Below are 14,282 nucleotides of genomic sequence, written 5' to 3'. Positions count from 1 at the left end.
GATTAATCCTTGTTAAAATAATAAATAAAGTTTGTTTTTTGTATGATTTAGAAATTGACCTCGTAGTTAAACTCTATCTTACTTTGTTTGATGATTTCAGATAAAATTTCATTCAAGTAACCTTGCTGAACCACAGTTTTGTATCTTTCAATGAGGGTAGAAATATTGATAATTCCCTCAATACAAGCCATATATTTTTCAACAATAGCCTTTGCCGAGTACCATTCTATTGCGTTATTTCTGAGTTTGTCTAATAACTCTTGCGTAGTTTTTTCAGACTTTATGACGAAAGTAATGGGATACCTTTCCGTTTTGTCAATGTCTAAAAAATATTTTTTTACGTCCAAAGTTTCAGTAACTTGGAAAAATCTGCCCAAAGGTTTCATTACAAAGTCAATTCCACCATCGTTGGCATTGGTTCTACCTGTTTTGTAAAGTTTCAAATTTTCCTTGCTCAGTTTGTCCAATTCAAAACCAAAATAAATCACTTGGTCGTGGTAGTAATACTTCAAAATAGCATAACTCACGATTTCAAAAAGCCTCGCATCAATGTTTGGAGCAAGCAACCCTAAAATAAAACTTTGTACTTTTTGAGGTTCTGAGTTTTCTATTTCTTGTAAAGTTTCACAAGTCTGAATAAACTTTTGAAAAGCATCTTGTTTGGCTTTAATATACTCGTCTATGATTTCAATAATTGTCTTTGACAAGTTTAAATCCTTGTAAATCAGTAACTTTTCATTTATCCAATACCTATTTGTTTCCAAATTTCGCAAAATGGGAGTGTGTCCAGAAGTAGGGAAAAACTTTTGAAATTCTGCATTTACTCTGTTATTCAATGCATGATTTTGTAATTTATTTCCAAAAGGTAATGTCTTTTGTCTTTGGAATAGCTTTGTATATAAAGCACCTTCATAATCAGTATATTCGCCTTTACGATTTTGAAAATCATTGGCTAAATAGTCCTCTACCAATACATAAATAGCATACAAATTAGCAAAACTTCCTCTTGCTTTTGCCCCTCTATTTGCCGATTTTGTTTTTTGATTGAGATATTGCAAAAGTTGGCTGTTTTCAAAAACTTCTTCGGATTGTTTGCCAAAGTGTTTTTTCAAAACAACCTTAATGGTTTCCGTAAATGCTTGTTCCATTCGGTTCAAATAATTTTAGAGCCAATTCATTGCTTGGCTTTTCGTAACTTTTCAATTCTTTTAGCAATTTTTCGCCTTGATACTCATTTTGTAACCCAAGTCTACGCAAGCCAATTTTTACATATTCCTCTTGTATTTCTATGCCTACTGAATGTCTGTTGAGCATTTGGGCTACCGCACAAGTGGTAAATGTACCCGAAAAAGGGTCTAAAACCAAGTCGTTTTCATTAGAACTCGCCTTAATAATTCGTTCCAATAGTGCCATAGGTTTTTGTGTAGGGTGATTTTCGTATTCGGGCATACGATACCGCACACGAGGAAATTCCCACACATTACCCGCAACTTTTTCGGTGTTGTAAGGTTGTGGTGGATTTTTACGGTAATCTATTAATTTTCGTTTTGAACCTGTTTTAGCCTCAACCAAAATTGCCTCGCTGTTAAAGGTATAGTTTTTTTCGTCTTTCACACAAAATAAAATAGGCTCATACAAAGAACCGTACTTGTTTTTTGCCTGTACGCCTGAACTATCGTAATACCAAACAATTCGGGAAATAATGCTTACTTTTTTACGCAAATAAATATCAAAAAACGGCATAAATTGGGTAGCCGTCATCACATACATACTACCATTATTTTTGAGTTTAGCAATGCACAAATCCAACCATTCATAGCACCATTCCAAATAACTTTCTTCTGTTTCCCACTTGTCAGCAAGTCCATTAAAGTCTTTGCCAATATTATAAGGTGGGTCTGCAAAAATCAAATCCACAGAATTATCACAAATTTGCGTTTGCAAGGCTTCTATACAGTCAGCTTGAATAATTTTATGTCCTTGATTTTCAAAAATTTGCATATTTTCCTAAATAATTGGGAACATTTGACTTCGTTACCATGCTACAAATTTAATATAAAACTTTTGTATTTCTAAGGAACAAGCACCATAGTAGTAGCAGGTTGAGTATAAAATAGGACTGCAAAATAATGGCAAGCCCCGCCAGCTAATACGAACAGGTGCCAAATGGCGTGATTATAAATGTATTTGGTATCTCTCAGATAGAAAAAAACACCTATGGAGAAGCATAAACCACCTGCCAAAATGAGTATCATGCCGTTAAAGTGAATGTATTGGAGCATAGGTTTCAGAGCAAAAATAGCTAACCAGCCCATAGCCAAGTAGATAAATGTAGATAGCTTTTTAAATCTGCCTGTAAAAAATAGCTTGAAGATAATACCTGCTCCTGCCATAGCCCAAATCAGAATAAGTAATAAATCTCCCCAAGATTTTTGCAGGGAAACCATAGCAAATGGGGTGTAAGTCCCAGCTATCATCAAATAAATACCGACATGGTCAAGGATTTGCATGATTTTTTTTATCTTAGGTCTATGTAGGCTATGGTACAAGGTAGAGGCTGTAAAAAGGAAGCTAATTCCCACTCCGTATATCAAAAAGCTAACAAAAAGTTTATTATCATGCTTGCTGATTGCATCTATGAGCAACACTATTAGCCCCACGATGCTAAGTACTGCCCCCAAGCCGTGTGTAAGAGCATTGGCTAATTCTTGTTTCTTTACTATTTTTTCCATTAGATTTAAAAGTCAGTATATACTTTATTATCACGAACGAGGCTCATATAGTTCCTTATACCACAATAATTTTCCTGTATTCTGCCCGATTAATTTCCATTGGTCTAAGTCAAAAGTAATATTAGCAATTCCTAACAGATTGAACCCACCATAGATAGATTCGCCTGTCAGATACTCCGCTAAATAGGTAATATTAGGATTATGATTTACCAAAAGAGCCGTTTGGTATCTATCGTTGATATTATTCACATAGTCTAATAGTACTTTGAGATTGCAACTGTATATTTCTTCTGACTCTTGTATGCTTTCTACGGGAAAGCCCACCTGCTCGGAAAGAAGCATGGCTGTTGCTTTGGCTCTGTGTGCTGCACTTGTTAGCACAATATCAGGTTTAAAGCCTATTTCTTTGAGTTTTCTGCCTGTTTGCGAAGCAGAAATGATACCATGCGAGGTAATTTCTCTGTCAAAATCTCTTTGACCTATGTAAGGGGTTTCTGCTTCTGCATGTCTAACTAAGAGAAGATTTTTTGCCATATTTTAGCAAGTTAAATGATTGATTTTTAATGTATAAACTATGGGGGAAGAGTTTTTATACTCCTTTATGCAACTTGATTTACTATTTGGAAACTTAGTTTTTTATTAAACTGAGATGGTGGAAATATCCAATAGAAAACGAATTTAAAAATAAAAAAGAAAAACGCCAACTACAAATGCAAAAAATCCTGTAAAGACATTCTTTCATAAATTTCTAATTTGCCTCCTTCTGTGCAGTTGTATATTCTTCTGCCAGAGGCTTCATATACTTCTTTTGCCATTTGATAGGAAACTTCGCTCTGGAAAAGGTCAGGCAGATGCCACTTTACTCCACCTGCAAAATAACGAGGGTCAAAGTGATTGGGGTCTGTTTCTCCTGAAACTACGGCTTGGTTAGCGTGTCCTTTGGTAACAAAGTTGTGGTCGCAACCTACTAAGGCTACTTGCTCAAAACCAAAATGATAGGCTAACTGCATCGCTACAAAAGTTACCGTGAAGCCACTATAAACACTTACAGAACAGTCCCTTGCAAAAGCGGGGTGGTATGTTTCTTTGATAAAAGTTACATTGTTACGAGATTTGACGAACTTTGTTCCATAACTTTCTAAAAAGAGAGGAATATCTGTTTGATTATAAAATTCTTGGTTCTGCTCTATGACGAGATGATTGACTGCGGCAATAAAGGAAGGTCTGAAATTTGTCTTTTCAAATAACAAATTAATTTTATTTAGACCAAAAGTATGCACTCCTGACCGCATGAGCAAATCAAAATCTACCTTGAGCAAACTGGGTCCATTGCATAGAATCACTAATTTTTTTCCTTTGAACTTATTAAGCATAGCTCTGAGCCGCCTGCGAGAACGCCAAGACTCAGCGTGCAAATCCCAAAAAATACGATGCCTGATGAGGCTTGCCGCTTTCATATACGGATTGTTAGTCGCTGGCTGTTGTAAGATAGGTATTTCGTTTTGATTCATACTCTTGTTAATTTAACTTAGCCTAATTCTTGGGTCGGTCAAGGCATAGATAATATCTACGATAATATTGATAAGCACGAAAATAATAGCAATGACGACTGTGGCTCCTATCACAATAGGAAAATCTCTGTAATCTACGGCTTCTATGGTAACGTAGCCTAAACCCTTGAGGTTAAATAAGTACTCTACGAAAAATGCTCCTGTCATCAGGGCAGCAAACCAACCAGAAACAGCAGTAATTACGGGATTCAGAGCATTTCTCAAGGCATGTTTGCCTACTATCCTCCACTTAGGTAAGCCCTTGGCGCGAGCTGTGCGGATATAGTCCTGCGATAGCACTTCTATCATAGCACTGCGCGTAAGTTGGATAATAATAGCCAAAGGTCTAAGGGCTAAGGTGATAGTAGGTAAAATCAAATACTTAATTCTGAAAACTCTTTCTCCATTATCTTTGAGTTCTAAAAAATGCCCCCTGATAGGCAAACCTGTGATGTCTGCTAAGTAATAACCAAAAATAATAGAAATCAAGATTGCCATGACAAAGGAAGGAGTAGAAAAGCCAACTACCGAAGAAGTTACAATGAAATTATCGGTAAAAGTACCTTTTTTCAGTGCAGCGACTAAACCCAAGAAAATACCCAACACAGTGGCTAAGGTAATAGCAGAAAGAGAAAGCCAAAGCGTTCCCTCCAAATTTTCTAACAACTGCTCTGCCACTTGTCTATTGGTACGGCAGGATTGTCGCAGATACGGAAACTTAATTACAAAAGCACTACTTCCTAAGCTAAGTAATTTCTGAAATCGGTATTTTTTTTGATTTTCGGGAGTGTTTTCATGAAAAGAAAGGGGTGAAAAATCATTGAGATACAAAAAGAACTGTACTAATAAAGGCTTGTCAAAACCAAATTCCTTGTTGAGTAGTTCCCTTTCTTCTTTGCTTGGGTGCTTGCCTGCACATACCTCTACAGGGTCGCCGGGCAAGGCATGAAAAATGAAAAAAACTACCAACATCACTCCTAAGATGACGAGAAGACCATACCCCAACCTCTTCAGAATAAACTGTAACATACGTTAGAACTACTTTTGCCTTGCGAATTTTCAAATTTTTTTTAGATAATTCGTATAACTTCTACAAATTATTTAAAAATATCGTCATTGGCATTAGGTATATCGTTATAGTGCCATTGAGCTTTGACCGTACCATCTTTAAGCAAAATCAATCCCGGATTAGAACGAATCATGGTTTTTAATAAGGTGGCATCAGCCAAATAATATGGAACGGCTAACTGAACTTCATGCCTAAACTGCTCAAAAAACCTACTCTCAGCAGAGGTAAGCACCATAGGTGTTACTCCTTTTAATTCATTAGTTAGTCTCACAATCGCAGGAAAACTCTCTACGTGGGTTCTGCCTATGTAATTATTTCTATTCAAGTCATGAATGATGATGAGTAACTTATTACCTTTGAGGGCTTCTTCTGTAAATTCTCCCTCCTCATTCCACAATTTGAAATCTTTGATTTTAGGTTCACAAGCCTCACCATTCGTAATCACCATTTCCTTGAACTTATAGGTTGTATCAGAAGGGTAGTCTTTGAAAGTCTGCAATTTGCCTTCTTTTTCCATGATGTACTCGTACTGGCAAGGCTCTTGCTGTTTCATCAAAGTTGGGATATGGTTGCCTACCTTATAGTTCCTAAAATCTATGAAAGGCAGGTGGGCTACTGCATAATAGGCTAAAAGTGAGCAAATTAGTGCCGAGCCTAATACCAAACTTTGGCTAATTGCATTACTCGTATTGGCAAAAGTTTTTCGCTGTACCCAAAGCACTAAAATTAAAATCAGTAAAATGATGTCCTTGTAGAAGGATTGCCAAGGGGTCAGTTTGATAGCATCTCCAAAGCAACCACAGTCAGTAACTTTATTAAAGTATGCTGAGTAGAAAGTCAAAAAAGTAAAAAAGACAATGATAGCCAACAGTAGATTGACCGTCCAGACTTTGCGGTAATTTACTAACAAAGCTACCCCCAATACTACTTCCAACACACACAGAAAAGCTCCAATATAAAGACTATAAGGCACTAAAAACTCCCAGAATCCATGGAAGACGGAAAGATTAAGTTGTTCTTTGTCAAGGGCAAAAACCTCAAAATATTCTTCTAATTTGATAGCTGTGCCTACGGGGTCATTGATTTTGATAAGTCCAGAAAAAATAAATAAGCCACCTACGAAAGTGCTGATTAGTCTATTTATCCAATTCATTACTTTGATGTTTTACTTTTTTTCAATATTTTCTTGGGGAAGTTCAAAGACCAAATTGACTTTTTTCCCTGTCAGCTGCTCCAACATTGGCTTTAGAATCAACTGAGCATTTTTCTTGGTTTCCTCCAAAATGCCATTTTCCAAAGCGGCATTTTTGATTTGCGTTTCTGCTTTCTTGAAGGCATCGTCTATGATTTTTGTTTCGCCTGTAATGCGTGTAAATTTAGTATCGTACACGCGCGATTTCTGATGGTCGACTTTGAAAACGCAAAGCTCAGGCTGAGGAATGGTCAGCGTAACTAAGCTGTCTGTAGCTACCAAGTCAGTAGGTTTGACTTTGGCTAAGTCTACACAGCCTATCGCCTCTCCTGCTACTATGAGCATGGCTTTGGCATCAGGCACAAAACGAGAGCCACTGGGCTTGACATATTCTACTGCATCAGATATTTGATACCTTACTAATTGCATCTTGCCCATAGCCTCGACTTTTTCTACCACAGTAGCAAAGTTTACTTCTGGTGGCGGGGGAGTACTATTCCTACCCACTGCAAAATAATATAATGCTCCACCTAATAACAAAATAAGCACCCAAGGAAAAATCTTTAACATACGGTTGTATATATTTTAGTTTCAAAAATAAGTCTATTGGAACTTAAAGTTAAGCAAAATAAATAAAAATGCGAATAAAAGCAGGGGTATCGAAGGTATTTTGTTGAGAACTTTTTAGGATAGATTTAGTGATTCAATTTTTTTTCAAATTTTTAGCAACCTTTTGGTAAAATTATACTCTCTAACAAACAAAGATTAAATTTAATCCGTAAATATTTTAAAATCTAATATAGGCTTTACTTAAACTTTAAGATACTATGAACAAGCGAATGCAATCATTTTTATCCAAATGTATTTTTGCCCTTACTGTATTATTATGCAGTATGTATGCTTCTACTTTTGCTCAAAATCCTATCGGTCAAGCAGGTAAGATTTGGTACGACCAAGGTTTTCTATACGTGAATGTGGTCAATGAAGGGGTAGTAGTCATCAATAACTATAATCCTAAAACACCCCGCAAAGTAGGTTTCGTTCAAATACCTGGGAATGTGGACTTGGCAGTGAGAGGAACGGTGATGTTTGCTAATAATAATCGCGACTTGGTGGCTATAGACATCAGCGACTTGAAAAATGTTAAAGAATTGGCTCGTATTTCTAATGTATTTAACCACCGCAACCGCAGTAGCCAATGGAGTACCAACGGCAACCAAGAAATGATAGCATGGCGTACAGGGGAAAATATGTTTTCTTTCGTTCCCATGATTTTTGGTGGAAATAATACCTCTACTGGTCGCGCACTGAACAATATGTTGAATATGAGAAATACTAATATGATGGGAGCAGGCACTACAGGCATCAACAGCCCTCTGGCTATGAGCCTCAACCAACCCAATTCTGTCTCCACAGGAGGTACAAGCAAAGGAGGTTCTATGGCTTGCTTTACTATCGTAGGGAATTACCTTTACGCTATAGATGCTTTTGATTTGCAAATATTTGATATTTCGGAAGTGAAAAATCCAAGATTAGTAGGACAAAAAGTAAACGTAGGCACAGACATAGAAACCATTTTCCCAAGCGATAATAAGTTATTCATAGGCTCACAATCAGGAATGTATATCTACGACATCACTGACCCACTCTATCCAAGACGTTTAGGAGTTTATGCACACACTCGTAGTTGCGACCCAGTAGTAGTGGAAGGAAACTATGCCTTTGTAACGCTCAGAGATGGTACAGATTGTGCAGGCGGGGTAAATCAACTTGATGTAATTGATATTGCTAATCCTTCTTTTCCAAGAAAGTTAAAAACTTACCGCATGACCAATCCACATGGTTTAGGGATTGACAATGGACTGTTATTTATCTGCGATGGTCGCGATGGTTTGAAAGTCTATGATGCCAGAGATGTAGGAAGAATAGACAGCAATATGATTTCACATTTCAGGAATATCAATACATACGATGTGATTCCAGACCAAAACCGCAAAATCTTGATGATGGTAGGCTCTAATAAAATTACTCAATACGACTACAATAATCCCAGAAGTTTAGTCCAGTTGAGTGAAATAGATGTAATTGGCGAGTTTTAAAAAATAATAAAACAAGACCTATAAGCAATGGAAACTTATAGGTCTTGCTATTTTTTATCTTTCTATCAATAACTTTCGCTTAAAGTTTTCTTTTTCTGTATCAAGTTGCAAGAGATAGATTCCTTCTGCCAGATTTAGTTCTACTTGGCTTTCCATACTTCCCACTATCTGCCAATTGCGCTGATAAATTACTCTCCCGCTCAAATCAGTAATGGTAAGAGTTGCGTTTTTACCTTTCAACTCATTGGCTTGTAGATAGAAGTTCCCGTTACTTGGGTTGGGATAAACCTTAAAAATACGATTTTCTGTTTCTTCATCTGTACCAAGGATAATAGAAGGGCGAAGTTCAACTGTGTTAGAAAAATCACTTTTAAAACCATTTTTACTTACAGCGATGACTTTAAAAAAGTAAGTAGTAGCATTTCGCAACCCTGTAACAGTGAAAACGGTATCGCTTGTCGTACCTATGAGTTGCTGGGCTTGCCCTGCGGTAAGGCTATACACTTCGTAATTCACTGCACCTGTTACACTTGCCCATTCTAACCTAATGCTTTGGCTTCCTGCTCTTCCTCTGATAACAGGGGCTAAAATTTGACTTGCTCTCACTGGAGTAGCAAAAGCTACATCGTTACTTAGAGGTGTAAAGGCACTTGCCTTGGCGATAAGTTGGGCGAGAGGGAAATCAAAGTCTATGTCATCACCTGTAAAATTCATGACTATTCGGACTTGTGTATCATTTAGCCTACTTACTGAGCGAATACTTGTTCCCGTAGGGAAATTCGCAATATCAAAGTTGGCAGTTGTTAAGGTACTCGCCCACTTCACCATAGGAACGCAAGCATCAAGGTTGAGGATAAAAGTAAATCCATTCAGATTTGTAGTGAATAAAGGATTAAAAGTTTGAATACCTACGCTTCCTTTGATGCGAATGTTGCCAAAAATAGTGTTAGGATAAACACCTTCAGGAACTATATTTCCACCATTAGCAATCAAACCTCTGACATTTGCCATAGGGTTTCCTACCGATAATGTGCCTGTTCCATTGGTGATATTGATGTTGGCGTTGTTGGTAGTACTGATACTCAAGCCCCCTGCTACCCCTGTAACAGCTAAATTTCCACCTACTGCTACGCAAATATCTATGCTACCGCCAGCAATGGACTGAATCACATCTTCCACTCGCAAGCCACCTCTCTCCGTCAATAAATTGATATTTCCGACTGCTTGTAAGCGTTGTAAAGACAAAATTCCATTGTTAGGTGATGCTCCTATGATATTGAGATGGCGAGAGGCGTTAATAGGTGCGGTAATTCTTACTCCTGCTACGGTATTATTAGGGTTTTTGGCTCTCCCACTGATGCTGATGTCCGCATTGGTATTATTCAGAGCATTAGCAACTCTGACTGCCTCAATGTTATCGGCATTATTTTCTCCAATAATCGTAATTTTTCCTGAACCTGCATTGATAGCCCCGTTGGCTCTCACCCCTGCTCCTGAGATAGGATTGGTACATTTGCCATCAATGGAAATATCTCCCCCTGTACTTACTAAGCCACTATTAAAATCTATATGCACGGCATCAGCTTGCCCTGCGGTTTCGCCTGTAATATTAATTTTTCCTGTAGTCGTAGTAATAGGCATATTCATTAGCGCTACACCTTTACCCCCGTCAGCATTTTTTACAATGCCATTTAAAGTAATATCTCCTCCATTTCCTGTGGTAGCGATAGCTTGTGTACCATCAGATAGTAAGTTAATCCCCCAGCTATCAGAGCCACCTGCCCCTTCGCTTTCTCCCATCAGTGTAATTTTACCAGTCTGCGAGGTAATATTTTTACTAATCGTAATACCTTTTCGTCCTGTACCTTTGGCAATACCTTTTAAAAATATGTTACCACTTGTACTTATAATAGATCCTGTACCTCCTATAAATGTTTCAATAGCACTTGCAGTGTTACCAGCATTGATTTCTCCCTCAATAGTGATATTGCCTTGTGTACTGCTGATAGGGGAGGCTATGATTATTCCACTTCCATTCATGGTAGTTGTATTCTTTGCTTGTCCTTTGATGAGGATATTGCCTATGGTAGTGCTGATAGGGCTGGTAATACCTATTGAAGTACCAGGGCTATTACTTTCGCCCTCAATAGAGATACTACCAAGTGCAGACTGTAAGGGTTGGGATATTCCAACGCCTATCGCTCCACTCGCAGCTGTATTATTATTTTTTCCTTTGATAAGGATATTGCCTGTATTAGTGGCTATAGGCGTGGCACCTGTAACACGTATGGCTGCAATATTAGAGCTGTTCTCTCCCTCTAAGACGATACTCCCTGAACCTGTAATATTGACATTGCCACCAATCAATACACCAAAACTGAGAAAATTGGTATTGCTTACGTTTTTATTTAGTCCTTTAACATGAATATTCCCATTAACTGTAGAAATTGATGCAGATGATAAACTATATACAGCACTTGCATTAGCATTGTTTTCCCCTTGAATAGTAATAGAACCATTCCCTCCAGTAGTAATACTTGAAAAAAACTCTATACCATACGCCACAGTAGAATTGGTAGTAGTATTTTTATTTATTCCTTTAAGAAAAAAAGAACCACTTGTAGAGGTAATACTACTAAACAAACTGCTACCCGGGTAATCACTATCACTCTCCCCTATGATACTTACGTTCCCTGAGCCTGTAGTAATAGGCACTCGAATATCTACTGCCCTACCTATCCCTGAGATGCTTTTTGCAAAGCCAGTGATTTCTATGTTACCACTTGTAGTAGTCAAACTGGCACTTTGCCAAATAATACAGGCAGGTACTCCTGCGTTATTTTCTCCTTTAATGGTAATCTTGCCTGCACCTGTATTGATAGGCTGTTGGATTTCTGTACCAAAGGGCAAGGCTCCACCTGTAACTGTTGGATTGGTGGCTTTCCCATCTAAAGTTACATCTCCGCCAGATGTAGTAATAGCAGCAAAGGTAGCAATACCGGGAAAAAAATTATCAGAATAGCCTGTAAGTGAGATTTTTCCTGTAGTAGTAACCAAGGGAGCAACCATAGTAATCCCTCTACCAAAATTATTTGTTCCTCTTGTAATTCCATTAATAATAATATCACCTGTAGTATTTGAAATTGAGGAGAAATTAGTAACGCCGGAGCCACTGCCTAAACATTCTCCATTAAGCGTAATTTTCCCTCCTGTAGAAAAAACATTAGCAGTAGCTCCTATAAGGATGGCATCATTAAAAAAAATGCCTCCAACCAACTTGGCAAGACCGTTCAATGTAATATCATTAGAAGAAGTGAGCGTACTTGTAATGAGTACTGCCTCTGCATTTCCGCTATTTTCTCCTGTGATAGTGATTTTACCAGCCCCTACATTGATAGGTCTTTCCGTTAATACACCTCGCCCCCCAGAGGTATTGTTAGCTTTACCAACAATTGTTAATTCTCCACTCGTTGAAGTAATACTCCCACTACTCGCTATGGGTGCAGTAACAAAACCAAGAGAAAAGGCAGAGGCATTTGCATTGGTTTGTGCTGTAAAAGTTAGCTTTCCTGAAGTAGTAGTAATCGCCTGAAGAATCCTTATTCCTAAAGCCAATGTAGCCGCTACATTGTTGTTAGTATTTGTACCTTGGATAGTAATATTTCCTGAGGCAGAAGTTACCGTTCCATTACCGATAGCAGTTGCATTAAAAAAGGCAGGCGCGTTTGCTGCACTTGTTCCTACAATATTGATATTTCCTGAACCTGTCGTAATAGGCTGGACTATAGAAACCCCTGAGGCAAATACTTGAGGTACCGCAGTCAAAAGTGTACTGTTTGCCGTCCCTGTAATAGTTACACTCCCGCTCGTAGTGGTAATACTCCCTAAGGTATTTACTACCCCTGTAGCATTTCCGTTGCTTACTCCTGTAATAGAAATAGCACCAGTACCACTGTTCAGAGGCGAGTCTATTTGTACGCCATTGTTGCCATTGATGTTAGAGGAAGTTCCATTAAGTACGATAGCCCCCCCGTTGGTGTTGGTACTTGTTGATTGTATATCTATGCCATCACAAGTATTTACGCCTGCATTAACCCCATTAGCAGTACCTGTAATGTTCAGAAAACCTCCACCCGTGAGGATAGTCCCGCTTGGAATATCTACTCCCTTCGCTCCTGGGGCACTCTGCGTACCTACAATAGTGATATTTCCTCCATTAGTGATGACGGTAGTGGTTATACGCACCCCTGCATTTGTTCCTGTGGGTAAAGTGCCGTTCCCTGTCAGATTTAAGTTGAGCAAATCTCCACCCACCATTCCATCTGTAATTGGGTTAATAATAGAAATGTTGCTATGAGCAATCAAAGTCAAGGTTTTTCCCAGCCCTATACCGTTATAATCTATCGCATTTGAAAGTGTGATGTTGCCATTTTCACTTCCACCGGTAGTACCCGTAAGGATACGTACTTCGGTAACTCCGCCAGTGTAGGCAGCAATGATGTCTGCAATCTGCACATTAGCCCCTACAGCGTTTGCTGTAAAGGTGCGTACTGTGCCAGCATTAGTAATGGTTACATTTGCCGTTGCTCCAGCGGAGATGTTTACATTGAACTGTGCCAAAGCCCAGCAACTAATAAGTAAAAGCAATGAGGAAAAGATTAACTTTTTCATTTGTAAGTATTTAGGTTATTGAGATATAAACAATAATAGAAGTATAAGTAAACATTTATTAGAATGAAAACTTACAGATTTTCTAAAAGGATAATGAATAAAATAACTAAATAATAAGGTTTGGACTTTAAAAGTAAGTTTTAAAGAAAAGTGTTTATAATCAAAGATGTATGAACACTTTGAGGCAAGAAAGACAGTGATACAACTCTATCCGTTCAAAGCTAAATATCTTAAAAGTAATATCCAAATATTCTCCTTTTTTTGTTTTTGTGTAACTTATCTACTAACTTTAAAGTATTATTTTAAAGCATCATCTCTTTAAATTATCATCGATTAACTTTTAGCATCATGGAAGAATTTTTAAAAATAGTTTTTGCCATTGTAGTAGCTATACTTTACTACCTATTTAGGTCAAAACCCAATACAAATACCAAAAGAAGCCCACAAGACTTAAATTCACCTGTGGGACATATACCACGCATAGAAGAAGTAAAAGAGAAAACAGTTACTTTCGAGGATATTTTAAAAAAGTTTGAGTACGATAATTCCAATCAAACGCTCAACCTCCCACCACAAGAAATGGTAAAAGTGCGTCCTGCCCAACTTAGGAAAATGCTTCAAGAAAGAGAAATCAATATAGATACAGACGAGAATCAAAAGCAACAAGTCAAGCAAAAAAGAAAAGATTTGCCTGAGAAAACCCAAAAATCTTTGGTCAGTGATAAATACACAGAATATTCACAGATTGACAGAGTCGCCTCTAAAACCAAAAGAGAATCGCCCAGAGTAACAGAAGTCCGTGTTCAGGAAGGTCCTAAATTTGAAATAGAGCATAGCGAAGGCAAATTTAAAGAATATGAAAGCAAACAAAATCAGTCTAATGCCTCTATTTTGAATATGCTTAACAATCCTCAATCAATCCAACAGGCATTTATTATGTCTGAAATTTTTAATAGGAAATATTAAAAA

At 37.7% G+C, this 14,282-nt stretch carries 11 protein-coding genes; 2 read left to right on the top strand and 9 right to left on the bottom strand.

Features of this window, described 5'->3' with window-relative positions; translation table 11 throughout:
- Positions 1–47: 47 nt before the first annotated feature.
- The 8 genes from BM141_RS10220 to BM141_RS10185 all read right to left on the bottom strand — a co-directional run bounded on the left by BM141_RS10220 (position 48) and on the right by BM141_RS10185 (position 7,113).
- Positions 48–1,148 carry a restriction endonuclease gene (locus BM141_RS10220; protein WP_091544866.1) on the bottom strand — a complete coding sequence of 367 codons (1,101 nt, stop codon included), beginning with the start codon at positions 1,146–1,148 and terminating at the stop codon, positions 48–50.
- Positions 1,120–2,001 (bottom strand): adenine-specific DNA-methyltransferase, encoded by an 882-nt coding sequence (gene yhdJ, locus BM141_RS10215; RefSeq protein ID WP_091544864.1) that lies wholly within the window; start codon positions 1,999–2,001, stop codon positions 1,120–1,122. The genes BM141_RS10220 and yhdJ overlap by 29 nt, the downstream gene beginning before the upstream one ends.
- Before the next feature lie 71 nt (positions 2,002–2,072).
- A complete protein-coding gene (gene trhA, locus BM141_RS10210) occupies positions 2,073–2,732 on the bottom strand; it encodes a PAQR family membrane homeostasis protein TrhA (RefSeq protein WP_091544862.1) in 660 nt (219 codons plus the stop codon).
- Positions 2,733–2,762: 30 nt separating this feature from the next.
- Entirely contained in the window at positions 2,763–3,266 is a 504-nt protein-coding gene (locus BM141_RS10205) for a SixA phosphatase family protein (RefSeq protein ID WP_091544860.1), read from the bottom strand.
- A gap of 170 nt (positions 3,267–3,436) precedes the next feature.
- Positions 3,437–4,243, bottom strand: coding sequence for a 6-hydroxymethylpterin diphosphokinase MptE-like protein (locus tag BM141_RS10200; protein ID WP_091544857.1), 807 nt, complete (start codon positions 4,241–4,243; stop codon positions 3,437–3,439).
- A 12-nt stretch (positions 4,244–4,255) separates the two neighbouring features.
- Positions 4,256–5,311 (bottom strand): ABC transporter permease, encoded by a 1,056-nt coding sequence (locus tag BM141_RS10195; protein WP_091544855.1) that lies wholly within the window; start codon positions 5,309–5,311, stop codon positions 4,256–4,258.
- Between the two features lie 68 nt (positions 5,312–5,379).
- The gene (locus BM141_RS10190) at positions 5,380–6,504 is read right to left on the bottom strand and encodes a BT_3928 family protein (protein ID WP_091544853.1); all 1,125 of its coding nucleotides are present in this window, start codon (positions 6,502–6,504) and stop codon (positions 5,380–5,382) included.
- Between the two features lie 12 nt (positions 6,505–6,516).
- The gene (locus BM141_RS10185; protein WP_091544851.1) at positions 6,517–7,113 is read right to left on the bottom strand and encodes a DUF4230 domain-containing protein; all 597 of its coding nucleotides are present in this window, start codon (positions 7,111–7,113) and stop codon (positions 6,517–6,519) included.
- Between the two features lie 257 nt (positions 7,114–7,370).
- Here BM141_RS10185 and BM141_RS10180 point away from each other — a divergent pair, with 257 nt between their 5' ends.
- The gene (locus BM141_RS10180; protein ID WP_091544849.1) at positions 7,371–8,642 is read left to right on the top strand and encodes an LVIVD repeat-containing protein; all 1,272 of its coding nucleotides are present in this window, start codon (positions 7,371–7,373) and stop codon (positions 8,640–8,642) included.
- A 54-nt stretch (positions 8,643–8,696) separates the two neighbouring features.
- On the opposite strand, the gene BM141_RS10175 is transcribed toward BM141_RS10180, so the two are convergent.
- Complete coding sequence (locus BM141_RS10175; RefSeq protein ID WP_091544847.1) at positions 8,697–13,313, bottom strand: T9SS type A sorting domain-containing protein; 4,617 nt, start codon at positions 13,311–13,313, stop codon at positions 8,697–8,699.
- Positions 13,314–13,661: 348 nt separating this feature from the next.
- On the opposite strand from BM141_RS10175, the gene BM141_RS10170 reads away from it, so the two are divergent.
- Positions 13,662–14,279, top strand: coding sequence for a hypothetical protein (locus BM141_RS10170; RefSeq protein ID WP_091544844.1), 618 nt, complete (start codon positions 13,662–13,664; stop codon positions 14,277–14,279).
- Positions 14,280–14,282: the final 3 nt, after the last annotated feature.

The organism is Thermoflexibacter ruber, from assembly GCF_900113045.1.
Lineage (GTDB): Bacteria > Bacteroidota > Bacteroidia > Cytophagales > Thermoflexibacteraceae > Thermoflexibacter > Thermoflexibacter ruber.
Note: the sequence above shows the minus strand (reverse complement) of the source record. Positions and strands in the feature narration are given on the sequence as shown.